This window comes from uncultured Cetobacterium sp. (genome assembly GCF_947072685.1).
GTDB lineage: Bacteria > Fusobacteriota > Fusobacteriia > Fusobacteriales > Fusobacteriaceae > Cetobacterium_A.
Genome location: NZ_CAMTIK010000024.1, coordinates 1 through 24,001, shown reverse-complemented (window position 1 = coordinate 24,001; position 24,001 = coordinate 1). Strand labels below are relative to the sequence as shown.

The window sequence follows — 24,001 nt, the reverse complement described above, 5'->3', positions numbered from 1 at the left end:
ATTACATAGCATTTCTAAATATATTAGCAATTTCTTTTTCATTTCCTTTTCTTGGATTACTAAATGCATTTCCATCTTTTAAAGCGTTAATTGACATAAGCTCGATATCCTCTTCTTTAACTCCTGCTTCTCTTAAACTCTTAGGAATTCCAACATCACTCGAAAGTCTTAAAATAGCATCCACAGATTTTTCAGCAGCTTCAACAACTGATAACCCATCTATTTTCTCTCCCAAAAATTCAGCTATATCTGCAAATTTTTTAAGATTAGCAATCATATTATAACGACAAACATGAGGAAGTAACATCGCATTTGCAACACCATGTGGCATATCATAAAGTCCTCCTAATTGATGTGCCATAGCATGAACATAACCTAAATTCCCATTATTAAATGCCATCCCTGCTAAAAGCGAACCATACGCCATATTTTCTCTAGCTTTTAGATTCTCACCGTTAGCAACTGCCTGTCTTAAATTTTGTGAAATCAGTTTAATTGCTTGAATAGCAGCAGCATCTGTAACAGGGTTAGCGTCTTTAGATACATAGGCTTCAACAGCATGAGTAAGAGCATCCATACCTGTAGCCGCAGTTAGTCCAGCTGGTTTACCAACCATAAGTAATGGATCATTAATAGAAACTTGTGGTAAATTTCTCCAACTGACAATAACAAACTTTACTTTTGTTTTGGTATTGGTAATAACCGCATGTCTTGTAACTTCTGAAGCAGTTCCTGCTGTAGTATTAATCGCGATAATTGGAGGAAGTGGATTTGTTAAAGTCTCAATTCCAGCATAATCACAAATATCTCCTGGGTGTGTAACAGCTATTCCGATTCCTTTCCCACAATCATGAGGGGAACCTCCTCCAACAGTTATGATCATGTCACATCCTTCTTTTCTATATACATCAGCACCTTCATACACATTTATATCCTTAGGATTAGGTTCAACATTATCAAATATAACACTTTTAATTCCAACCTCATCTAAATAATTTATAGTTTTTTCAACAGCTCCATCTTTTAAAGAGTGTAAAAATTTATCTGTAACAATTAAAGCTTTTTTTCCGTTTAGTATTTGAGCTCTATCGCCAACTACACTAAGACATCCTGGTCCAAAAAAATTAACGCTAGGCATTAAATAATCGTAAAATCTCATTATAATCTCCTCCCAAAATAAAGTAATCATTGTTTCAGTTTTAGAATAACAAAAAAATAATATCTAAACAAGGTAAAAAACCATCTAAAAATGGTAAAAAAAAATCATAATTATTAAAAATGACAAAAAAATACCAATTTAAGGAATTTAATTACCTTGAAGTATGTATAAGAAGTTGTTATTATTCGATATATGAACATAAAAATAATAAAGTAGGGAGGTAAAAGTTATGATTATAAAAAATTTTAATCAGATTACTTTAAATGCTTCAAAAAAAATGGGTGTAGCAGTACTAAAAAAAGCCTTAGAAATAGGGGTACCAGTAGTATTTTCAGTTGTTGATAACGGAGGAAATTTATTGTATTTAGAAAGAATGGATGAAGCTTTTGTAACAAGTGTTGATATATCTATAAACAAAGCTTTTACTGCTTGGGCATTAAAAATAGGAACAGATCAGCTTAGTGAAGTTGTTTTACCTGGAGAAAGTTTATATGGTTTAAATTTAACAAATAACTCAAGAATAATAACTTTTGGGGGTGGCTTTCCTATTATTATAAAAGGAGAAATTGTTGGAGCTGTTGGTGTAAGTGGTGGGACAGTTGAAGAAGATATGGAGATAGCTAAAGCAGCATTAAATTCTTTATAATTTTATAGGAGGAGCGATGAAATCAAAACGTTTTGAGGTTTTAAGTAAACGAGCAGTGAATAAAGATGGGTTTATAGGTGAGTGGAAAGAAGAAGGCCTAATAGCTATGGATAGTCCTTTAGATCCTAAACCAAGTTTAATAATTAAACACGGAAAAATAATAGAATTAGATGGAAAAAAAAGAGAAAATTTTGATATGATAGACCTTTTCATAGCTGATTATGCTATTGATTTAAGATATGCTGAAGAAGCAATGAAATTATCAACATTAGAAATTGCAAAAAAGTTAGTTGATATAAATGTTAAAAAAGAAGATATTCTTAAAATAACTACTGGAATAACGCCAGCAAAAATGGTTGAAGTAATTAGTCATCTAAATGTTGTTGAGATGATGATGTCAGTCCAAAAAATGAGAGCTAGAAAAACGCCTTCTAATCAATGCCATGTAACAAATCTAAGAGATAATCCAGTACAAATTTCGGCAGATGCAGCTGAAGCTGCTATTAGAGGCTTTGATGAACAAGAAACAACTGTTGGAATTGTAAGATATGCTCCTTTTAATGCTATTGCTATTTTTGTTGGATCTCAAGTTGGAAGAGGTGGAGTTTTAACTCAGTGTTCAGTTGAAGAAGCTACAGAATTAGAGCTTGGAATGAAAGGATTTACAAGTTATGCAGAAACAGTTTCTGTTTACGGAACAGAACAAGTATTTACAGATGGCGATGACACTCCTTGGTCAAAAGCATTTTTAGCATCCGCTTATGCTTCAAGAGGTTTAAAAATGAGATTTACTTCAGGAACAGGTTCAGAAGCGTTAATGGGGTACTCTGAAGGAAAATCAATGTTATACTTAGAAACTAGATGTATCTATATAACTAGAGGAGCTGGAGTTCAAGGCCTACAAAATGGAGCAGTAAGCTGTATTGGAATGCCTGGTGCACTTCCAGGAGGGATTAGAGCAGTTCTAGGAGAAAACTTAATAGCAATGCTTTTAGATTTAGAGTGTGCTTCGGCTAATGATCAAACTTTTTCTCACTCTGATATAAGAAGGACCGCTAGAACTTTAATGCAGATGTTACCTGGAACAGATTTTATTTTTTCTGGATACAGTGCAGTCCCAAATTATGATAATATGTTTGCTGGATCAAATTTTGATGCTGAAGATTTTGATGATTATAATATTTTACAAAGAGATTTAAAAGTTGATGGTGGATTAAGACCAGTATCTGAAGAAGAAGTAATAAAAATAAGAAATAAAGCTGCTAAAGCAATCCAAGGATTATTCAAAGAGTTAGACCTTCCAGAAATAACTGATGAAGAGGTATATGCGGCAACTTATGCACATGGAAGTAAGGATATGCCACTTAGAGATGTTGTTCAAGATTTAAAAGGAGCTGAAGAACTTTTAAAAAGAGGAATAACCGGATTAGACTTAGTCAAAGGTTTAAGCAAAAGCGGATTTAAAGATGTTGCAGAAAATGTACTAAATATGTTAAAGCAAAGAGTTTCAGGTGACTATCTTCAAACGTCAGCTATTCTGAATAAAGATTTTAAAATTGTAAGTGCAATAAATGATAAAAATGATTATATGGGCCCAGGAAGTGGGTACAGAATGAGCGAGGAGAGATGGAGTGAAATCTCTAACATTCCGACAGCTATAAAGCCAGAGAGTATTGAATAGGAGGAAGAAATGGAAATAAAAATAAAAGAGGTTGGAATTGCAAAAAAAGGTGTTAAAATAGAAGAAGTTGTTATTGGATTAGCACCCGCATTTAAAAAACATCAAAATAAAACCATAACTGATGTTCCACATAATATAGTATTGATGGAATTAATTGCTGGAATAGAAGAAGAGGGATTGATAGCTAGAGTCGTAAGAATAAATAGAACTTCAGATGTTTGTTTTATAGCTAATGATGCTGCTAAGTTAAGTGGTTCAGGTATAGGAATAGGTATACAATCTAAAGGAACAACAGTTATACACCAAAAAGATTTGCTTCCCTTAAATAACTTAGAACTATTTCCCCAAGCCCCACTTTTGACACCAGAAATTTACAGGTTAATCGGTAAAAATGCCGCTAAATATGCTAAAGGGGAATCTCCAAATCCTGTTCCTGTTATAAGTGATCAAATGGTAAGACCAAAATACCAAGCAAAAGCAGCACTATTACATATAAAAGAAACAAAACATGTAAAAGATAACGAAAAACCTGAAGAGTTAGAATATACTTTTGAATAAGGAGATGAAAAATGAAGAAAAAAATTAACATTGAACTGGATTATCCTTTAGGAGAAAAAAGAAAAGAATGGCTAAAAACTCCGACTGGAAAAACGTTAGATGAGATCACTTTAGAAAATGTTTTAGACGAAAATATTAAGGCACAAGATATTAGAATCTCTTCGGAAACTCTAAATCTTCAAGGAGAGGTAGCTGAGGCTGCAGGACAACCGACTATAAAAAGAAATTTTCAAAGAGCTAGTGAATTAGTTAGAATTTCGGATGAAAGAATATTAGAAATATACAATGCTTTAAGACCAAATAGATCTAAAAAAGAGGAACTTTTAGAAATTGCAGATGAACTTGAACATAAATATGGAGCTATCGTAAATGCAAACTTCATTAGAGAAGCTGCAGAAATTTATGAAAAAAGAGGCAAGTTAAGAAGAGATTAGGAGTAATTTAATTATGAAAATTATTGCAGGTATAGATATAGGTAACGCAACAACAGAAGTAGCTTTAGCTAAAATAGACAACTTTGGAATAAAATTTTTAGGAAGTTCCCTTTCTAAAACTACTGGATTAAAAGGAACTAAGGATAATCTAGAAGGAGTAAAAAGAGCTATTTCTTCTCTATTAACAAAAGTTAATTTGAGTTTAGATGATTTAAATTTGATTCGTATAAATGAAGCTACTCCTGTAATAGGGGATGTATCTATGGAAACAATTACTGAAACTATAATAACAGAATCAACTATGATTGGACATAATCCTGACACTCCTGGCGGTTGTGGTATCGGAGTTGGAATAACAATTGAACTAGACGATCTTAAAAATTTAAGTGAAGAGTTATTGGATAAGGATTATATAGTTATAGCAAATGAAGAAAAAAATTTCTTAGAGATAGCAAAAATTTTAAATCTTGAAATGGAGAGAAAAGTCAGGATAAAAGGAGCTATTTTACAAAAAGATGATGGTGTTCTTGTAAACAATAGATTAGCAATAAAAATTCCAATAGTTGATGAAGTTCAGCTGCTTGAAAAAATACCTATAGGAGTTAAGTGTTGTGTAGAAGTGGCTTTAAAAGGTAGAGTTATTGAAAAAATATCAAATCCATATGGAATTGCAACTATTTTTGAATTAAATCCAGAAGAAACAAAAAAAGTTGTTCCGTTATCTAAAGCTTTAATAGGTAATAGATCGGGAGTCGTAATAAAAACTCCTCAAGGAGATGTAAAAGAAAAAATTATTCCTGCCGGAAATTTATATATAAAGGGAAATAAATCTACCGAAGAAGTTGGTATCCAAGAAGGTGCAGAAAAAATAATGGAAAAATTATCATTTTTAAATGTACAAGATATTTGTGGTGAGGATGGAACCAATGTAGGTGGAATGCTTAAAAATGTAAAAAATACTATGAGCAAATTTACAGGAGAAAATATAGACGCTATAAAAATAAAAGATTTACTTGCTGTAGATACTTTTGTTCCCCAAAAAATTAAAGGTGGATTAGCTGGAGAGTTTATGTTAGAAAATGCAGTAGGTCTAGCGGTAATGGTTGGTACTGAGAAAAATCAAATGGACCACTTAGCAAAGGTGATTGAAACCGATTTGGGTGTAGATGTCGAAGTTGCAGGAGTAGAGGCCGACATGGCAATCAAAGGAGCGTTAACTACTCCTGGAACAGGAAAACCTTTAGCTATAATTGATATCGGTGCTGGTTCTACAGATGCGTGTAGTATAGATAAAGCTGGAAGAAAAGCCCATACTCATTTAGCAGGAGCGGGAAATATGGTAACTTTGTTGATACAAAAAGAGCTTGGGATTAAAGATTTCACTTTAGCTGAAGATATAAAAAAATATCCCTTGGCAAAAGTTGAATCATTTTTTCATATTAGATATGAAGATGGAAGTGTTGAATTTTTTGACGAACCTTTATCTCCAAATATATATGCCAAAATTGTTTTAATTAAAAATGGAGAATTAATTCCAATCGAAGTTGAAGCTACTTTAGAAAAAATCAGAAATATTAGAAGAGAGAGCAAAAAAAAAGTGTTTGTAGTAAATTCAAAAAGAGCATTAAAAAAAATATCTCTTACAAAAAATATAAGAGATTTTGAATTTGTAATCATAGTTGGTGGGTCGGCTCTTGATTTTGAAGTACCTGAAATGATAACAGAAGCTCTTTCTAAATGTGGTGTAGTTGCTGGGTGTGGGAATATAAGAGGAACGGAAGGTCCTCGAAATGCGGTTGCAACAGGATTAGTTTTAGGTGAGATGATATGACAAAAGCTGGAATAGATATTGTATGTTCAAATATTATAAAAATTAATGATATCGAAGATATTTTTTTTGGAATAGAAGAAGAAGAAATCCCATATATTTTTAAATTTTTACAATTAGAAAAAATTAACAAAGATCTATATACAAATGGGAGGTTTGAAATAGGAATAGGAATAGATTTTGACGGCGAGATAGTCCTCAATCAAAAAAAATACTCAAAGGATTTTATTTTAAAAGAAAATATAAAAAGTTCAAAAAAAAAGTTACGAATTTTTGGTCAAAATGCTGCTAGAATCTTAAAAGGGTTACCTTTAAAAAAATAAAAAAATGAAAGGTGTAAAATATGCTTTATAAATATAGGAAAGAGTTAATAAAAATTCAAGAAGAGATAGTCAATATGACTAAAATGGCTATAGTAATCGTAGATGATGAAGGAAATTACTTAACAGAAAAGAGTAACTATTCAGAGTTTTGTAAAATTTTTAGAAAAAATAAAGAACTTAATTGTTTTTGTGAAAAATGTGATGTGAAAGCTTTAAGCAAAGTATTTTTATCCCTAAAACCCTATATTTATAGATGTCATGCTGGCTTAGTGGATATGATAATTCCTATTATTTATCAAGGAGAACTAATAGGAGCATTTTTAGTAGGGCAGATACTCTTAGAAGATGAAGAAACTTTTGAATTAGAAAATATTTTAATAGAAAATGTGGGTAAAGAGTTTAATCTAAAGAAAATCGCTGAAAATTACGATTTTTTAAAAAAAGTTAAATACAATGATTTGCAAAGTATTGCAAGTATTTTACATTATACATCAGTTTATATAAGTGAATGTATTAAAAACAAAAAATGGTACAACCATATTGTAGAAAACAATATAAAAGAAGAAAGAGTACAATATAGTCACTCTCAAATCTCAGCAGCCATCACCCATATAAACGAAAAAATTAAAGAAAATATTTATTTAGAAGATGTTGCTGGATTATGCAATTTAAGTATTTCACAATTTAGTAGAGTTTTTAAAAAAGAAATAGGAAAAACATTTAAGGAATATATTCTTATAAAAAAAGTTGAAAAGGCTAAGTATTTTTTAGAAATAACTAATAAATCTCTATCCGAAATATCTAATGAAATAGGCATAGAGGATAGCAGTTATTTTACAAAAGTATTTAAAAAATATGAAAAAATCTGCCCTAAAGATTATAGGGATCTTTTTCAAAAATAAAAATTTTAATTAAATATTTGTATAAACCTTCGAATTCAGGTAGTGAATATACTATCTAATTTGAAGGTTTTTTTAATTTTCTTCTTGACTTTCAGGTCAATATAAAGTATATACCTATACTAATATTGATTTGTATACTCAGTATTTGAATTTACGGGAGGGAATTAATGAAAAAAAAATTAGGCCGAATTGGAATTTTAATGCTTCTTGCATCATCACTTAGTTTTTCTGAAGGAAAAGATATAACAGTAGCAGTCAATGCTAATTTCATATCTTTAGACCCTCATAATCTTTCAGATACACTTTCTGGAACAGCGGTATCAACTATGTACGAGGGTCTTTTTACATATAATGATGATATGACTTTAAGGCCAACACTAGCAACTGGATATACAATATCTGAAGATGGTTTAGTTTATACAATTCCAATTAGACAGGGAATAATTTTTCAAGATGGAACAGCTCTTAATGCAGCAGCAGTAAAATTTAATTTTGATAGGGTTATGGATGAGAAAAATAATCTTAGAAGACGTAGAAACTTTATTGCAGTTGATAGAGTTGAAGTCTCTGGCGAGTATGAAGTTAAATTGATTCTTAAACAACCCTTTGCACCTATGTTAAATAGAATAGCTTCGCTGAAAATAGTGAGTCCTGCCGCTCTTGAAAAATATGGAGCTCAGGGAATTATTACAAATCCTGTAGGAACAGGAGCTTATACTTATGTAAATTGGACCCAAGGGGATAAACTCGTTGTTAAAAGAAACGATGAGTATTGGGGAGAAAAACCAAATATAGATCTAATAACATTTAGACCTGTTATGGAAAATGGATCTAGAGTTGCTATGCTTCAAACAGGGGAAGCTGATTTCATTTATCCAATGCCTACTGAACAGGTTAAAAAACTAGAAAAATCCAATGATATAGAGATTATGAAAGGTTTTTCAACTATAACAAGATACGTAACACTAAATACTAATAAAGATATATTTTCAAATAAAAAAGTGAGACAGGCAATAAATCATGCCATCAATAAAAATGCTTACTCTGCTGTTGTAAAATCGGGATATTTAGTTCCTCTTACATCCCCAGTTCCCGAAGCATTAGAGTATCATGTAAAATTAACGCCTTATAATTATGACGTAAATAAAGCCAAAGAGTTAATGAAAGAAGCGGGGTATCCCAATGGATTTAAAGCGACTATTTGGGGATCAAATAACACTGAAGATATGAAAGGAATGCAATTCATTCACCAACAACTTGCCCAAATAGGAGTAGATGTTGAAGTGATGCCAATGGAAGAGGGTACTCTTTCAAACTCAATCTATAATGTACAAACTCCAGAGGATGCAACTATAAACATGTGGTATGTTAACTGGTCTTCATTTGATATAGATGGAGCTACTAAAAATCTATTTCACAGCAAATTTGCTCCTCCTGTTTCTGCAAACACAGCATACTACAACAATCCAAAAGTTGATGAACTTCTTGAAAAGGGAGCGATAGAAGTAAACTCTGAAAAAAGAGGGGAAATTTATGCTCAATTGCAAGAGACTATATGGGAAGATGCTCCTTGGATTTTCCTTGGTTCTGATCAATTAATTTCTGCCAAAAGAAAAACCACTCTAGGTGTTTATGTAATGCCTGATGGAACTATAAATTTTACTAAAGCTGACACTACTAAATAAAACTATAAAATTATGTAGGTAGTTGTTTTTGCGACTACCTTTTTATTATAAATTTTTAAAGGAGAGTGCTATGAGCGGGTATTTTTTTCGAAGATTAATCAACACAATTCCCATATTATTTATAGTTTCAATTTTAATTTTCATGTTTATTCACTTAATTCCAGGAGACCCAGCTAGATTACTTGCTGGCCAAAATGCCACAATTGATGAAATTCAATTGATGAGAGAGCATTTAGGACTTACAAAGCCACTTTATATACAATATTTTAATTTTATAAAAAGTTTTTTTAGTGGAGAGCTTGGGAATTCAATTAAGACCGGGATTCCGATAAAGGATATGATTGCTCCTAGGTTTAAACCCACCTTCATGTTAGCTATTCTATCAATTATTTGGGCAACTATTTTTGGAGTAATTGCTGGGATAATTTCTGCTGTTAATAGGGGTAAAATTCTAGATTATGTTGTGATGATAGTAGCTATCTCTGGAATATCTTTACCGCTTTTTTGGTTAGGACTGATGCTAATTCAAGTGTTCTCTGTTACCCTTGGTTGGTTTCCTACAGGAGGAACGGATTCATTTAAAAGTTACATTCTTCCCGCTATAACTTTAGGAGCTGGAATAACTTCTATGATAGCAAGATACACAAGATCATCTATGTGTGAAATTTTAAAGGAACCCTATATTAGAACTTCAAGAGCCAAAGGAATCAGTGAGTTTTGGGTTATAATGAAGCATACTCTTAGAAATTCCCTTATAGATGTAGTTACTATAGTAGGACTACAGTTTGGATTTTTACTGGCAGGATCAGTTTTAGTAGAAACAGTTTTTACAATACCAGGGCTTGGAAGATTACTTATAGATTCTATTCTTTTTAGAGACTACACAGTTATTCAAGTAATTTTACTGATTTTTACTCTACAATTCATCATAGTTAATCTTATTGTAGATGTTTTATATGGAGTTTTAAACCCAAAAATTAGATACGATTAAAAAGGAGAGATATTATGGATGAAAACGATGTTTTTAAAAATCCTATTAGGGAGTTTTTGGAAAATTTTTTAAAAAGAAAAGTCGCAGTTATTTCACTTTTATTTATATTTTTTTTAATTATTATAGCTGTTTTTCAACCAGTTCCATATGATTTAAACTATGCTGATTATGAAAATTTATTAGCTGAACCCAATTCGAAACATTGGTTTGGAACTGATGAATACGGTCGAGATCTTTTTAGTAGAGTTATAGCTGGAACTAGATTATCTCTTTTAGTTTCTTTAACAGCTGTTTCGATTGGAGCATTTATTGGATGTATATTAGGACTTGTCGCAGGGTATTATGGTGGAAAAATAGAGAGTGTTATCATGAGGTGTTGTGATGTTATGTTTTCTTTTCCTGGACTACTTCTCGCTATTGGAATAGTAGCTATTATAGGTCCTGGACTTATAAACGTTATCATCTCTATTGCGATATATGGAATCCCATCTTTTACAAGAATAGTTCGAAGTGCTACTATCTCTTTAAAGAAACAACTTTATATAGAAGCTTGTAAATCTATTGGAGTTAGTGATTTTAGAATACTTTTAGTTCATATTCTACCAGGTACTCTTCCTGCATTGATCGTAACTTTAACGATGAGAATTGGAACAGCAATAATCTCTGCTGCTTCTTTAAGTTTTCTGGGATTTGGAGCAAGCCCTACAAATCCAGATTGGGGAGCTATGCTTTCAACAGGAAGAGATTATATAGGATTAGCACCACATATGCTTTTTTATCCTGGGCTTATGATTTTTTTAACAGTACTATCTTTTAACTTACTTGGCGATGGTTTAAGAGATACTTTAGACCCAAAACTTAATTAGGAGCGATTATGATAAATTACTTATTGGAAGTTAAAAATTTGAAAACACAGTTTAAAAAAGATAAAAAAATTTTAACAGCTATTGAAGATGTATCTTTTAAAATAGAAAAAGGTGAAACATTAGGTCTTGTTGGAGAAAGTGGAAGTGGAAAATCAGTGACCTCTATGTCTATTATGAGACTTCATGAGGAAAATGCTCTAATAAATGGAGAGATTTTTTTTCAAGGAGAAAATATTTTAAATCTTTCTAATAGGGATATGAAAAAAATTCGTGGTGGAAAAATAGCTACAATATTTCAAGATCCTATATCATCTTTAAATCCAATTTTAAAAATAAAAGATCAACTTATGGAATGTACAAAACTTCATTTAAAATATAGTAAAAAAGAAGCGGAAAATCATGCTTTGAAAATGTTGCAACTAGTTGGAATCCCCAGCCCTGAAAGTGTTTTAAATAGGTATCCTCATCAACTGAGCGGTGGAATGTGCCAAAGAGTTATGATTGCAATGGCTATGTCTTGTAATCCACAACTTTTAATAGCAGATGAGCCTACAACTGCTTTAGATGTTACCATTCAAGCTCAGATTATGGACCTATTATTGGAATTAAAAGAAAAACATCAAATGGGAATCCTCTTAATAACTCACGACTTAGGAGTTATTGCGGAAACTTGTGATAATGTTATTGTTATGTATGCAGGACGAATAATGGAAAAATCAAGTGTTCAAGAGTTATTTGATAATCCAATGCATCCATATACGAAGGGACTTATAGCTTCTGTTCCAAAACTTGGAAGTGGAGCAACAACGTTGCCATACATCGAGGGGAAAGTTCCAGATTTAACTAATATGCCAAAAGGATGTAAATTTGCTCCAAGGTGCAAGGTGGCAGTTCAAAAATGTTTGGTGGATGAACCCAAACTTAAAGAGTTATCAAACGGACGAAAATGTAGATGTCATTTGATTTTAGATTAAGGGAGGATTTCATGAGAGAAGTTTTAGTTCAGCTAGATGGAGTGAGTAAAAAATTCTTAGTTTCTCAAAAAGGATTTAAAAAAGAAAAAAAATATGTACACGCAGTTAACAACGTCTCTTTAGAAATTTTTAAGGGTGAAACTTTGTCTATAGTTGGTGAAAGTGGTTGTGGAAAATCAACTTTAGGAAGAGTTATAAATAAAATATTGGATGTTGAAGAAGGAAGAATTAAGTTTAAAGGGGTGGATATAACTGAGTATAATTCAAAGGAGATGCTTCCATTTCGAAAAGATATGCAAGTTATTTTTCAAGATCCTTATGGCTCTTTAAATCCAAGAATGAAGATAAAAAACTTGATTTCTGAGCCTCTTCTTGTTCATTCGGAACTTTCTGTAAAAGAAAGGGAGAAAAAAGCTCTAGAACTTTTGGATTTGGTTGGACTTAGTAGTAGTCATGGTGAGCGATTTCCTCATGAGTTTAGCGGAGGGCAAAGACAGCGTGTAGGAATAGCTAGATCAATCTCTGTAAATCCTAGCTTGATTATAGCAGATGAGCCTATATCTGCTTTAGATGTCAGTATTCAAGCTCAGGTTATAAATATTTTTAAAGATTTACAAGAAAGATTTAACCTGACATATTTTTTTATATCTCATGATTTAAGTGTGGTAGAACTTATTTCTGATAGAGTGGGAGTTATGTATTTGGGAAATTTAGTTGAAATAGGAGATAAGAAAAATATTTATAATAGCCCTAAACATCCTTATACTGAAGCTTTATTATCAGCAATACCTGTAGCTGAAGCAAATAAAAAACGAGAGAGAATTATTTTAAAAGGAGATATCCCCAGTCCAATTGATAGACCATCTGGGTGTCCATTTTCTACAAGATGTCCAAAAGTCTTTAGTTTATGTAAAGAGAAAATGCCTACTTTAAAGGATTGTTCTGACAGAAAAAGTGAACACAAAGTAGCATGTCATTTGGTAAAATAAATATACAAAAGGAGAGTGCAATGAAAAGAGTTTTAGTGGGATCTATGCATCATGAATCTAATTCTTTTAATCCAATTATTACGGATGAAAAAGATTTTTCTATAAAATATGGAGAGGATTCATTAGTTTTTGAAACAAAAAATAATGCTTTAAGAGGAATAGTTGACACTTTAAAAGCAAATGGATACGATGTTGTTCCAACACTTAGTGCTAGAGCAGTTCCAAATGGAGAGGTCAGCTATGAACTTTACAACAGATTAAAAAAGGAGTTTATCGAAAGGGCTTTAGAAGCTGATAAAATTAAAAAATTAGATGGAATTAATCTAGCTCTTCACGGATCTATGAGAGTTGTTGGGTTAGGGGAGGCAGAAGGCGATCTTTTAGAGGAACTTAGAAAATATTTTAAAGATATTCCCATTGTTGTTGCTCTTGATATGCACACAACTATGACTGAGAAAATGCATAGATATGCCGATGCATTTGTTGGATATAAATGTGCTCCACATACTGATTGCTTTGAAACTGGTGAGCAAGCAGCAAAGATTTTAACACATATTTTTAAAGAGAATATACTCCCTAAAAAAGCTTGGGTAAGTGTGCCTATGCTTATAGCTGGTGAGCAATCAGAAACTTCTACCGAACCTATGGTTTACTTTATAAATAAATGTAGAGAGTATGAAAAAAAACAGGGAGTTTTAGCTGTCTCTATTCTTATGGGGTATCCTTGGGCTGATAGTAAAGAGGCTGCTGTTGGAATCTATGTGGTAGCAGATGATAAAAATTTAGCAAATACAATTTCAAAAGATATAGGACAAGAGTTTTTCGATAGAAGAGATGAATTTTCTTTTCACACAGAAACTTATCAGCCCGAAAAAGCTTATGAAATTGCTCTAAATGCTTTAGATGAATCGAAATTTCCAATATATTTATCAGATTCTGGGGATAATCCTACTGCTGGTTCATCGTCAGATTGTACAGGATTTTTACAAATAATTTTAGAAAATCCTAAAACAACAGATGTCCCTACTCCGATTATCTATGGTGGAATTTATGATCCCGAGGCAACATTATTTTGCAAGGGAAAAGTTGGACAAACTATAGAAGTTATAGCAGGAGCAAAGTTTGATACTAAAACTACAAAACCTTTAACTCTAAAAGGAAAGGTTATTAGCTATTTGGAAAAATGGGGAACATATGAAAGTGATTTAGCAGTTTTAAGAGTTAATAATGTAGATATAATTTTAGCAGAGAAACATGTAGGGTATGTAACTCCTGAAATGTACGCAGATTTGGGATTAGATCCTAAAAATCGTAATATTATTGTTTGTAAATTGGGATATTTAACAGAGCACCATAAACTTCTTTCTAGAAGAACTATTATGGCTTTAACAACAGGAAGTACTAATGAAGAGATTTTAAATATAAAGTATGAGAAGATTAAAAGACCTATATTCCCTCTTGATAAAAATTTTGAGTATAAGGCCTCTGTAAAAAACTAACAAATAAACTGTAATAAAAAGAGGCTTAAATTTTTAACTTAAGCCTCTCTTTATTTAATCCCTTTTCCTATTTTTAAGTAGATTTTATTCAAAAATATTAAATCTAAAACCAGAAAAATTACTCTGTTACAGTTATTTTTGAATTTATTTTTTCGATTGTTGGAAAATTTCACTTAAAGCTACAATGCTTTGTAATTCGCTGGGTATAATTATTTTTGTAGCCTGACCATTTGCAACCTTTTCAAAAGCTTCCATACTTCTAATGGCTAGAACACTCTTATCTGGAGCTGCTTCCTTTAAGAGCTTTATCGCTTCAGCATTTGCCTTCTGTACACTTATTATCGCTTCAGCCTCACCTTCAGCCTCTCTGATAGCTGCTTCCTTTTTAGCTTCTGCCCTTAAAATAGTCGCTTCTTTTTCACCTTCTGCCACCAATATTGCTGATTTTTTTTGCCCTTCTGCCCTTAAAATAGACTCTCTTCGTTCTCTTTCTGCCTTCATCTGTTTTTCCATAGCATCTTGAATTTCAGCTGGTGGCATTATATTTTTTAGTTCAACTCTATTAATTTTTATTCCCCAAGGATCAGTTGCAATATCTAAAATAGCTCTCATTTTTGTATTGATTGTATCTCTTGATGTCAATGTCGAATCTAACTCTAATTCACCTATTAAGTTTCTCAGTGTTGTTGCAGTTAAATTTTCAATGGCATTCAATGGATTTTCAACTCCGTATGCATATAGCTTAGGATCAACTATTTGATAGTATACAACTGAATCAATTTGCATCGTAACATTATCTTTAGTTATAACTGGTTGAGGTGGAAAATCAATAACCTGCTCCTTTAATGAAACCTTTTTTGCTATTCTATCTAAAAATGGAATAAGCATATTTAAACCAACATCCCAAGTTGTCAAATATGCTCCTAGTCTCTCGATAACAAAAGCTTGTGATTGTGATACAATTTTTACATGTAGCACTATTAAAACTAAAATTAAAATAATAATTAAAAATGTAAATCCCATTTGTTTCCCTCCAAATATTTTAGTATTGATATAACCTTTTAATTTTACTACTAAAAGTTATAATAGTCCAACTATATCTAAACTACACTAGGTATATCTGAAGTTTTTCTGTTTTTTTAGTTGTTATTGTTATATAATAAATTATTATAATAGAAATTATGGGAGGAATTATTTTGGCAAAAGGATTAGATAAGCATTTAGAAAGAGTAAATATTGTATCTGGGTTTGGAAAAAATTTGGCAAGAAGATCAAAATCTAAATGTGAACTATGTGAAGCTACAGGGGTTAAACTATCTGTATTTGAAGTTCCACCATCAAAAGAGGAACCAAACTATGATAGATGTATCTTTCTATGTGATAACTGTATTAAGCTTTTAGCAAATATAAAAAAATCAAAGGAAAATGATTTTAGATTTTTAAGTAACTCTATGTGGAGCGAAACGCCGATTGTTAAGGCTACAGCTATATATATATTGAACAGTATAAAAGAAAAGTATTCTTGGGCTGATGAACTATTAGAAAATGCATATCTTGAAGAAGAGAGCAAAGAAATTTTAAGTACCATATCTTTTGAATAGATTTGGGCTAATATATAATAATTAATAGGAGTAAATATTTGGAAGATATTAATTTAGGATTAAAAATTAAGAAGTTTAGAGTCGAAAAAAAATTAAATTTAAAAGAGCTCTCAGAAATGATTGGAAGTACGGCTGCTCTTTTGGGGCAGATAGAAAAAGGAATAACTAATCCTTCAATAAACACTTTAAAAAACATAGCTTTAGCTTTAGAAATTCCTCTTTATAAATTTTTTTTAGGTGAGGAATCAAAAAAAAGTTCTATTGTTAGGGCAAATGAAAGGAAAATCATAAAAACCCCTAAAGAAATTGGAGTTTCTTATGAACTTTTAAGTCCAGAACCTCAAACAAATATTGAGTTTATGCTCTTAACTTTGGAGAAAAACTCTAAATCAAGCGATAAAGATATCGGACATGAGGGAGAAGAAGTCGCCTTCATTTTAGAAGGAGAAGTTAACTTAAATACAGAGGGAGAAACAGTTACGCTATTCAAAGGTGATAGCGTAAAAATTGACAGATTAACAAAGCATAGTTGGGAAAACACTCAACCAGAAGTTGCTAAAATAATTTTTGCTATAACTCCCCCTAATTTTTAATTTAAATCTATTTTTCTTGAGTTTCCTCTAATATCAACGTCGATAATTTTTTCAACATTCCCATTTCTATGTCCTATTAGGTAGCTTGTCATATTAGCTGCTGAACAAGAATGATTTGGGATAATTTCAACTTTATCACCAATTTTAAGGGCTGTAAGGCCCTCTTTTTTTACTTTGGCTACCTCTTCAGAAAGTCCAACTATTGTTAATTCTGGATGATCTTTAACAATTCCAAATCCCTTTGTTAGCGAATTTCCATGAGCTCCTTGATCAAGTCCCAAACACTTGCTTCCACAATCCAGAATAAATAAATCCTCTGTTGGATGTGATATAACTGTAGCTAAAACAGTTAAAGAGCAATCCTCCTCTGTTGCTGCACCAAGAGCAACTTGAATAGCATCAAAAAAAACATAGTTTCCAGGTCTTGAAATATTTATATCTAATGATTTTATAGCTTTTTCAAATGTAGGCGTTGTTCCCGTAGCTACAAATTCCACCTCAGCCCCCGCATCTATTAACAATTTCTTTGCTGTAACCATTGAATAAATCTCTTGGTCAGTTATCTTTCCAACTTCTGATTTTCCAAATCCATAAACCTGACCTGTGTGTGTAGAAATACCTTTAAATTCTAAATTAGAATATTTTTTTAAATTATTATAAAGTTCTACCGCTTTTTCAGGAAGAACACCAAATCTATTTAGACCACTATTGATAATGATTTGAAATTTTATTTTTTGATCTTTAAGCCTCTCAGAAAGAGCCTTAGCTGGGATTTCATTATCAAAAGCCACATATAAATCACAAAGATTACTCAAAGATATAACTCTTTCAAGATTACTTTCTCCAATAACAGGATATGCAAGCATCACTTTTGTTACGCCACTTTTTAAAATAACACTTTCAGCTTCATCTAAAGTTCCTACTAAAACCCCTTTAGCACCCTTATCGATTTGCATTTTTGTTATAAAACTACTTTTATGTGTTTTTAGCATAGGATATAAATCGACACCATTTTTATCTGCGAGTTCTTGATACATATTAATATTATTTTCTAAAACATCTAAATCTACCAGAAAACTTGGTGTTGTTAGTTCTTTAATTTTTTTTGACATAATTATTACTCCTTAAATTTTATTTATGTATAGAATATACACCAAGCAAAAAATAAAGTCAAACTTTAATTTTATTGAAAAATAAAATTAAAGTTTATATTTTGAGTTTATTTCATATAATTTATTACTAGATAAGCGATATATATGTTATAATACAGAGATGATGAAATAATATTTATTAAAATTCTAGTGAACTAGAAAGGAACGAAATACATGAAAAATACAAGCTATTTAATAGATGGGCTTAAAACAAGTTCAATAGATAAAGATTTTGAATCTGTAAATCTCTATCAGAGTAAATTGTTAAGCAATAAAAATGAGAAAATAGTGACATCTATCAGAGAATATTTAGAAAGTTGTGAGGAGTTCATAATCTCAGTCGCATTTATAACCGAAGGTGGAGTTACTCTACTTTTAGAGCAATTAAAAAAACTCTCTAATAAGAATATAAAAGGTAAAATTTTAACAGGGGACTACTTAAATTTTACTCAACCTAAAGCTTTAAAAAAATTATTAGAATATGAAAATATAGAGCTTAAGATTCTTTCTAATGAAAACTTCCACGCTAAGGGATATTTTTTTAAAAAAGACAATATTTGGAATTTAATCATTGGAAGTAGTAATCTAACTCAAACTGCATTAACAACTAATTTTGAATGGAACTTGAAAATTAGTTCTTTGGAAAATGGAAAAATAGCTGACGAAATTTTAAAAAACTTTTATGATGTATTTAATAAATTGCCACTTTTAGATATGATTGCTATTGAAAAATATGAGAATTTATATAATTGTTCAAAAGAATATAGAAAAAATCAACGTCTGTTTGAATCCCCAACAATAGCTGATGAAATTCAACCCAACTACATGCAGATACAAGCTTTAGAAAATTTGGAACAAATTAGAAAAACAAAAAATAAAGCACTTTTAATAAGTGCTACTGGAACAGGAAAAACTTATTTAAGTGCATTTGATGTGAAAATTTCAAATCCTAAAAAAGTTCTTTTTATTGCACATAGAAAAACGATTTTAGAAAAATCTAAAAGTACATACGAAAGTATAATTTCTAATAAAAATATGAAAATTTATGGAGAAGACGATATTGATAACGCTGATTTTATTTTTGCTATGGTTCAAACTTTGACAAGAGAGAAACATCTAAAAAAATTTAGTAAAGATTACTTCGATTATATAATAATAGATGAAGTTCATCACAGTGGAGCCAAGACTTACCAAAATATCATAAATTATTTTTCTCCAAAGTTTTTTTTGGGTATGACCGCAACACCTGAAAGAGGAGATGATTTTGACATTTACGAGCTCTTCAATCATACAATCGCATTTGAAATTAGACTGCATGATGCCTTAAAAGAAAAACTACTCTGCCCATTTCATTATTTTGGAATTTCAGATATAGAGGTAAATGGAAAATTAATTGATGAAAAAACAACAATTAAAAATCTTGTTATTGAAGAAAGAGTAGATCATATAATTGAAAAAAGCAATTACTACGGGTATAGTGGCCTAAAACTTCATGGTTTAATTTTTGTATCCAAAGTTGATGAAGCTAAACTTTTAAGTGAAAAATTAAATGAACGAGGAATAAAAACTAAAGCATTAACCGGAGAAGACAGTGACTTTGTAAGAGATCAAGCTATTCAAGATTTAGAGAATGGTCATCTCGAATACCTAATAACCGTTGATATTTTTAATGAAGGTATTGATATACCTTGTGTCAATCAAGTTCTACTTTTAAGACCCACAGATTCTGCTATAGTTTACATTCAACAATTGGGAAGAGGGCTTAGAAAGTCTTCAAATAAAGAGTTTGTAGTTATCTTAGATTTTATAGGAAACTATGAAAAAACTTTTTTAATCCCAACTGCTATATCTCAAAATAACAGTTATGATAAAGATTTTATGAAACGATTTATTAATAAAGGGACCAATTATATTCCTGGTGAAAGCAGTATATCTTTTGAAGAGATTGTAAAAGAAAGAATTTTTGAAAATATATCCAAAACAAACTTTTCCACAAAAAAAAATATTGAACATGACTATAAGCTTTTAAAAAAACAACTCGGAAGAATTCCATATTTAAATGATTTTTTTAAAAGAAATATGATTGATCCCAGTATAATTTTAAAATATAAGAAAGATTACAATGAGGTCTTAAAGGTTTTAGAACCTCAAATAGACTTCGGAAATTTAAATGCTCATGAAAATAATTTTCTAAAGTTTTTATCAAGTTTTTTTACCCCTGCAAAACGTGTTCATGAAATTTTTATATTAAAATACTTATTAGAGTTTGAATCTGAAAACATAGTAAAATTAAACAATTTAATAGAAAATACATTTAATTTAAATAATCAATTTTCAAATACACAAAATGCTTTAAAACATCTTACAAAAGAGATTTTTACAAGTCTTTCGACAGCTAAAGAATTTTTAAAAATTTTAGAAAAAAAAGATGAAATCTATAAGTTAAATTTAGAATTTAAAATGGCTTATAAAAATAACTATTATTTTAAAAACTTAATTGATGACTTAATTGCTTATAATCTTAACTATGTCGAAACAAACTATAAACAGTTTAATGATCATTCTATAATAAAATATAAAGAATATACAAAACAAGAAGCTTTTTGGTATCTCAATTTAGATTATAATAATGGGTATCAAGTCAGTGGTTACACTACTTTTGAAGACGAAAAAAAAGTTATCATTTTCGTAACTGCTTCTCCTGATTCTCTTTCGAACTATAATAATCAATTTTTTGATCAATATCGTTTTACATGGTTTTCTAAAAATAAGAGATGTTTAATCAGGAACAATCAATTGACAACGGAAGGAAAAATATCTAAAAATCTATATACTTTAGAAATTTTTATAAAAAAAATAGCTAGCGAAAATTTTTATTATGTAGGGCAGGTTGAAACAGTTTCAAGTGCTAAAGAGATTTTCACTACAGATAGTTCTTCATTTGTAGAATATGAGTTGAAATTAAAAGAAGAGATTGAATTAAATTTGTTTGAATACCTAACTTTAAAAAAATAAATAATAGAGGAGTGTTTTTATGTTAAAAAATGAATTAGAATTGATAGGAAAAGAGATTGAATTTGAAGACTTAAATAAATATATGATGGAACAAGACTATTATAATATTTATGACGATTTAAATAATAGTGAAGTTAAAGAAGCTTTAGAAAATGGAGTTATTGCTTTTGAGAATAAAACTTTAGAAACTGAAGAAGAGATCTATACTTACGTTGAATTTAAAGTTCTAGATGGTACAAAACTAAAAATAGAAGACATATTTGAAATGTAAACAGTTTGGGATAAGAGTATTTCCATCCCATAACTAAAAAATAGAGGGCGCCATCACAAGCCCTCTATTTCTTATAATACTATTAAATTACGAAATAACAATTTAAAAAACCTTTTCATCTTTAAATCTATCACTTTATAAATAGTTAGAATCTCAAAATTTTTCTACCATTAAAATCTTAAAACAAATTTGAAATAATTAAATCTAAAATCTTTAACCCATTTAAAACTTTTAAATCTAAAACTAAAACTAAATTAAAATCTTTAATAAAAAATGTGTGATGGCTATGTTTATCAAAATCACTTTTAATAAAACTAATTCTAACTATCTGTTACTCCCTTATTCAAAATAAAGATGCAACTTCCTTTATTTTTTTAAAAATTTTTAAAAATATCGCAAACACAATAAAACGCTCTAAAACACAGTTTTTTGGAACTTCATTTTAAAATCATATATAAATAGTGTTTTACGTATAGAATCCGTTTAAGCGCTATTTTAAGCTTTTTAAACCCTGTTGTATGATTGGTTTGTCTTTGAATATATTTAATTTCACTCTGAATATATTTTTTTGTATTTCAATGCTATAATCTATTAGAGCTAAATTTAATGCTTTAGCAACAATCGAAAGCCCCAGCCCCATTCCTTCAAATTTAAAATCTTCTGCATTTTTTCCTCTTGTAAAAGGTTGAAAAAGCTTAATTTCATCTACTTCTAAAACTCCTTCAAAATGATTTTCTATAAACAAATTCTCATTTTTTTGATAAATATTTATAACTCCTCCAATAAGACTATATTTTAAAGCATTTTGAATCAAATTATTAAAAACTAATTTTAAAATTCTAGAATCACCTATTATTTTTTCATCGCTAAAATTAATATTTATAATTATATCTTTTTCCAATTCCATTATATCATATTTCTCTAAGGATTCTTCTATAATAGATTTTATATTCAATTGCTCTTTTTTAATTTTAAAAACTGTACTATCTAATTTAGAAAGAATTAAAAGATTTTCTATAAGTTCTTTCATTTCATTCCCCTCTTTTAAAATTATTTCGTAATACTTCTTTTTTTCATTAATATCCATCTCCTCATATTCAAGAAGTGCTGTGGCATGGGCACAAATTACCGCTATTGGAGTTCTTAGTTCGTGTGAAGCATTAGAAACAAAAGATTTTAAATTATTTACAGAAGTGGATAATTCATTTGACATTTTAGCTAAATTTCTACTTAAATCCCCTATTTCATCATCTCTATCAATCTCAATATTTTCAGGAAATTCTAATTTTGAAATTTTGGAAGCTTTTTCATTTAAATAACTTATATCTTTTGTTATTTTTCTAGAAAAAATAATTCCACTTCCTAAAGAGATAATTAAAGCTATCAAAGCAGTTATTATATTAAAAATATTGCTCTCATGACTATGGGCTTGAATTACAGAAAGAGAGGTACTAACAAAAATCCCTTTATTATCTGAGATTTCCTCTCCGTAGTATAAAATTTTCGCATCATTACCTAAAAATTCTTTATCTACAAAACTATTATAGGGAATATTTTCTATATTATTACTTCGTCTCATCATTGAATGCCCATTTCTTTTACGAGAGTTTTTTATATCTATATCTATTCCCATTGATTCTTTAATATCATAAACATAATTATCAAAATTATCTTCTGATTGAGTTTTATAAATAAATTTAGCTGTTTCAATAACTTTTAACATCATCTCTTTTTTTCTATAGATATAGAATTTTTCTAAAAAAATTGCATTAAAAGCATAATTTATTAAGAGTGTAGTCAACATGATAAAAAGTGAAAATGAAAAAATTTTAGTAAAGAGGTTAGTTTTGATTTTGATTAAAGACATATCCTACTCCTCTTATGGATTTTATATAATCTCCATATAATCCTAGTTTTTTTCTTAGACGAGTAACAAGAGTATCAACGGCTCTTTCTTCCCCACTAAATTCAAACCCCCAAATCATGTTTAATAAAGTTTCTCTTGATAAAACTAAATTTTGATTTTTAAAAAAATATTCCAATAGTAAAGCTTCTCTTTTACTTAAAAGGATTTCTTCATCTCCTATTTTAACTTTAAATTTATTATAATCAAAACTTAGATTTTTTAAATAAAAAAATTCATTGTCTTCCATTTTTAAAAGTTTTTTTATTTTTAATATTATTATCTTAGTACTGATTGGTTTTGTTATATAGTCACTTGCTCCTAATTCTAAGCCATGTATTTCATCTAATTCTGTATCTCTTGCTGTCATTATAATAATTGGAACTTTTGAATATTGACGAATTTCTTTGCAAATATCCCAACCATTTTTTTTAGGTAAGTTAATATCTAAAAGAACTAGTGATGGAGAAAAGGAATAAAAATTATCTAGTGCAAGATCACCTTCTGTTATTATTTTAGTTTCAAAGTTTTCTTTTGTTAAAGTTTTTCCAATTATTTCTGCTAAATTTTTTTCATCTTCTATTATTAAAATTTTTCGTTTCATAATTATATTCTCCTTACAAATATTGACTAAATTTCTTAGTTTAAGTATACAACAAAAATATGAAATTATATTAACATTTTTTTGTTACAGCAATATGTCAATTTTCACTTTTTTACAAATTAAAATTTTAATATAAAATACATTGTATATAGTTGTTTAATATTGTTAATATTGTTAATATTGTTATGTACAAAAAATACACGTGTAATTATTGCGTTTAGACCAATGTTATCAATATGTGATAGCAGTTTTTATCAATCAATATTAACTAGGGGTACTTTCAATATTAACTAGGGGTACTTTCAATATTAACTAGGGGTACTTTCAA

The 24,001-nt window shown here is 29.8% G+C and carries 22 protein-coding genes; 17 read left to right on the top strand and 5 right to left on the bottom strand.

Features of this window, described 5'->3' with window-relative positions; translation table 11 throughout:
* Position 1: 1 nt before the first annotated feature.
* Positions 2–1,165 (bottom strand): iron-containing alcohol dehydrogenase, encoded by a 1,164-nt coding sequence (locus tag Q0V67_RS08635; RefSeq protein ID WP_297598765.1) that lies wholly within the window; start codon positions 1,163–1,165, stop codon positions 2–4.
* A gap of 223 nt (positions 1,166–1,388) precedes the next feature.
* Here Q0V67_RS08635 and Q0V67_RS08630 point away from each other — a divergent pair, with 223 nt between their 5' ends.
* The 13 genes from Q0V67_RS08630 to Q0V67_RS08570 all read left to right on the top strand — a co-directional run bounded on the left by Q0V67_RS08630 (position 1,389) and on the right by Q0V67_RS08570 (position 14,535).
* Positions 1,389–1,805, top strand: coding sequence for a heme-binding protein (locus Q0V67_RS08630; protein WP_297598757.1), 417 nt, complete (start codon positions 1,389–1,391; stop codon positions 1,803–1,805).
* A 16-nt stretch (positions 1,806–1,821) separates the two neighbouring features.
* Complete coding sequence (locus Q0V67_RS08625; protein ID WP_297598756.1) at positions 1,822–3,486, top strand: propanediol/glycerol family dehydratase large subunit; 1,665 nt, start codon at positions 1,822–1,824, stop codon at positions 3,484–3,486.
* 9 nt (positions 3,487–3,495) lie between these two features.
* Entirely contained in the window at positions 3,496–4,044 is a 549-nt protein-coding gene (locus Q0V67_RS08620; RefSeq protein ID WP_297598755.1) for a propanediol/glycerol family dehydratase medium subunit, read from the top strand.
* A gap of 11 nt (positions 4,045–4,055) precedes the next feature.
* Positions 4,056–4,478, top strand: coding sequence for a diol dehydratase small subunit (locus Q0V67_RS08615; protein ID WP_297598754.1), 423 nt, complete (start codon positions 4,056–4,058; stop codon positions 4,476–4,478).
* Positions 4,479–4,491: 13 nt separating this feature from the next.
* Positions 4,492–6,309, top strand: a complete 1,818-nt coding sequence (locus tag Q0V67_RS08610; RefSeq protein ID WP_297598753.1) for a diol dehydratase reactivase subunit alpha — start codon at positions 4,492–4,494, stop codon at positions 6,307–6,309.
* Entirely contained in the window at positions 6,306–6,629 is a 324-nt protein-coding gene (locus Q0V67_RS08605; protein ID WP_297598752.1) for a glycerol dehydratase reactivase beta/small subunit family protein, read from the top strand. Before Q0V67_RS08610 ends, Q0V67_RS08605 begins: the two co-directional genes overlap by 4 nt.
* Positions 6,630–6,649: 20 nt before the next feature.
* On the top strand, positions 6,650–7,531 hold the full coding sequence (locus Q0V67_RS08600; RefSeq protein ID WP_297598750.1) for a PocR ligand-binding domain-containing protein: 882 nt from the start codon (positions 6,650–6,652) through the stop codon (positions 7,529–7,531).
* A gap of 167 nt (positions 7,532–7,698) precedes the next feature.
* Positions 7,699–9,216 (top strand): glutathione ABC transporter substrate-binding protein, encoded by a 1,518-nt coding sequence (locus Q0V67_RS08595; RefSeq protein WP_297598748.1) that lies wholly within the window; start codon positions 7,699–7,701, stop codon positions 9,214–9,216.
* A 70-nt stretch (positions 9,217–9,286) separates the two neighbouring features.
* A complete protein-coding gene (locus Q0V67_RS08590) occupies positions 9,287–10,207 on the top strand; it encodes an ABC transporter permease subunit (RefSeq protein WP_297598745.1) in 921 nt (306 codons plus the stop codon).
* A 14-nt stretch (positions 10,208–10,221) separates the two neighbouring features.
* A complete protein-coding gene (locus Q0V67_RS08585) occupies positions 10,222–11,073 on the top strand; it encodes an ABC transporter permease (RefSeq protein ID WP_297598743.1) in 852 nt (283 codons plus the stop codon).
* 8 nt (positions 11,074–11,081) lie between these two features.
* Positions 11,082–12,047, top strand: a complete 966-nt coding sequence (locus Q0V67_RS08580; protein WP_297598741.1) for an ABC transporter ATP-binding protein — start codon at positions 11,082–11,084, stop codon at positions 12,045–12,047.
* Between the two features lie 11 nt (positions 12,048–12,058).
* On the top strand, positions 12,059–13,036 hold the full coding sequence (locus tag Q0V67_RS08575) for an ABC transporter ATP-binding protein (protein WP_297598739.1): 978 nt from the start codon (positions 12,059–12,061) through the stop codon (positions 13,034–13,036).
* A 20-nt stretch (positions 13,037–13,056) separates the two neighbouring features.
* A complete protein-coding gene (locus Q0V67_RS08570) occupies positions 13,057–14,535 on the top strand; it encodes a M81 family metallopeptidase (protein WP_297598737.1) in 1,479 nt (492 codons plus the stop codon).
* 144 nt (positions 14,536–14,679) lie between these two features.
* Here Q0V67_RS08570 and Q0V67_RS08565 read toward each other — a convergent pair whose 3' ends face one another.
* Positions 14,680–15,558, bottom strand: a complete 879-nt coding sequence (locus Q0V67_RS08565) for an SPFH domain-containing protein (RefSeq protein WP_297598735.1) — start codon at positions 15,556–15,558, stop codon at positions 14,680–14,682.
* A gap of 173 nt (positions 15,559–15,731) precedes the next feature.
* Between Q0V67_RS08565 and Q0V67_RS08560 the strand changes: the two genes are divergently transcribed.
* Positions 15,732–16,136: a PhnA protein gene (locus Q0V67_RS08560; protein WP_297598733.1), complete on the top strand. Its 405-nt coding sequence runs from the start codon at positions 15,732–15,734 to the stop codon at positions 16,134–16,136.
* A gap of 38 nt (positions 16,137–16,174) precedes the next feature.
* Entirely contained in the window at positions 16,175–16,729 is a 555-nt protein-coding gene (locus tag Q0V67_RS08555; protein ID WP_297598731.1) for a cupin domain-containing protein, read from the top strand.
* Here the strand turns inward: Q0V67_RS08555 and Q0V67_RS08550 are convergent.
* Positions 16,726–17,841, bottom strand: coding sequence for an alanine racemase (locus Q0V67_RS08550; RefSeq protein WP_297598729.1), 1,116 nt, complete (start codon positions 17,839–17,841; stop codon positions 16,726–16,728). The two genes, Q0V67_RS08555 and Q0V67_RS08550, sit on opposite strands and share 4 nt — an antisense overlap.
* Positions 17,842–18,054: 213 nt before the next feature.
* Here Q0V67_RS08550 and Q0V67_RS08545 point away from each other — a divergent pair, with 213 nt between their 5' ends.
* Both Q0V67_RS08545 and Q0V67_RS08540 read left to right on the top strand, forming a co-directional pair.
* Positions 18,055–20,895, top strand: a complete 2,841-nt coding sequence (locus tag Q0V67_RS08545) for a DUF3427 domain-containing protein (protein WP_297598727.1) — start codon at positions 18,055–18,057, stop codon at positions 20,893–20,895.
* Positions 20,896–20,914: 19 nt separating this feature from the next.
* Positions 20,915–21,166, top strand: coding sequence for a hypothetical protein (locus Q0V67_RS08540; RefSeq protein WP_297598725.1), 252 nt, complete (start codon positions 20,915–20,917; stop codon positions 21,164–21,166).
* A gap of 490 nt (positions 21,167–21,656) precedes the next feature.
* Here the strand turns inward: Q0V67_RS08540 and Q0V67_RS08535 are convergent, their stop codons facing one another.
* Both Q0V67_RS08535 and Q0V67_RS08530 read right to left on the bottom strand, forming a co-directional pair.
* Positions 21,657–23,033, bottom strand: a complete 1,377-nt coding sequence (locus tag Q0V67_RS08535) for a HAMP domain-containing sensor histidine kinase (protein ID WP_297598723.1) — start codon at positions 23,031–23,033, stop codon at positions 21,657–21,659.
* The gene (locus Q0V67_RS08530) at positions 23,008–23,673 is read right to left on the bottom strand and encodes a response regulator transcription factor (protein ID WP_297598720.1); all 666 of its coding nucleotides are present in this window, start codon (positions 23,671–23,673) and stop codon (positions 23,008–23,010) included. Before Q0V67_RS08530 ends, Q0V67_RS08535 begins: the two co-directional genes overlap by 26 nt.
* Between the last annotated feature and the right edge of the window lie 328 nt (positions 23,674–24,001).

Bases quoted from the DNA above. Each gene is read 5' to 3' on its own strand.
- Q0V67_RS08630 (WP_297598757.1), top strand. From the start codon at position 1,389: ATGATTATAAAAAATTTTAATCAGATTACTTTAAATGCTTCAAAAAAA.
- Q0V67_RS08625 (WP_297598756.1), top strand. From the start codon at position 1,822: ATGAAATCAAAACGTTTTGAGGTTTTAAGTAAACGAGCAGTGAATAAA.
- Q0V67_RS08620 (WP_297598755.1), top strand. From the start codon at position 3,496: ATGGAAATAAAAATAAAAGAGGTTGGAATTGCAAAAAAAGGTGTTAAA.
- Q0V67_RS08615 (WP_297598754.1), top strand. From the start codon at position 4,056: ATGAAGAAAAAAATTAACATTGAACTGGATTATCCTTTAGGAGAAAAA.
- Q0V67_RS08610 (WP_297598753.1), top strand. From the start codon at position 4,492: ATGAAAATTATTGCAGGTATAGATATAGGTAACGCAACAACAGAAGTA.
- Q0V67_RS08605 (WP_297598752.1), top strand. From the start codon at position 6,306: ATGACAAAAGCTGGAATAGATATTGTATGTTCAAATATTATAAAAATT.
- Q0V67_RS08600 (WP_297598750.1), top strand. From the start codon at position 6,650: ATGCTTTATAAATATAGGAAAGAGTTAATAAAAATTCAAGAAGAGATA.
- Q0V67_RS08595 (WP_297598748.1), top strand. From the start codon at position 7,699: ATGAAAAAAAAATTAGGCCGAATTGGAATTTTAATGCTTCTTGCATCA.
- Q0V67_RS08590 (WP_297598745.1), top strand. From the start codon at position 9,287: ATGAGCGGGTATTTTTTTCGAAGATTAATCAACACAATTCCCATATTA.
- Q0V67_RS08585 (WP_297598743.1), top strand. From the start codon at position 10,222: ATGGATGAAAACGATGTTTTTAAAAATCCTATTAGGGAGTTTTTGGAA.
- Q0V67_RS08580 (WP_297598741.1), top strand. From the start codon at position 11,082: ATGATAAATTACTTATTGGAAGTTAAAAATTTGAAAACACAGTTTAAA.
- Q0V67_RS08575 (WP_297598739.1), top strand. From the start codon at position 12,059: ATGAGAGAAGTTTTAGTTCAGCTAGATGGAGTGAGTAAAAAATTCTTA.
- Q0V67_RS08570 (WP_297598737.1), top strand. From the start codon at position 13,057: ATGAAAAGAGTTTTAGTGGGATCTATGCATCATGAATCTAATTCTTTT.
- Q0V67_RS08565 (WP_297598735.1), bottom strand. From the start codon at position 15,558: ATGGGATTTACATTTTTAATTATTATTTTAATTTTAGTTTTAATAGTG.
- Q0V67_RS08550 (WP_297598729.1), bottom strand. From the start codon at position 17,841: ATGTCAAAAAAAATTAAAGAACTAACAACACCAAGTTTTCTGGTAGAT.
- Q0V67_RS08545 (WP_297598727.1), top strand. From the start codon at position 18,055: ATGAAAAATACAAGCTATTTAATAGATGGGCTTAAAACAAGTTCAATA.
- Q0V67_RS08540 (WP_297598725.1), top strand. From the start codon at position 20,915: ATGTTAAAAAATGAATTAGAATTGATAGGAAAAGAGATTGAATTTGAA.
- Q0V67_RS08535 (WP_297598723.1), bottom strand. From the start codon at position 23,033: ATGTCTTTAATCAAAATCAAAACTAACCTCTTTACTAAAATTTTTTCA.
- Q0V67_RS08530 (WP_297598720.1), bottom strand. From the start codon at position 23,673: ATGAAACGAAAAATTTTAATAATAGAAGATGAAAAAAATTTAGCAGAA.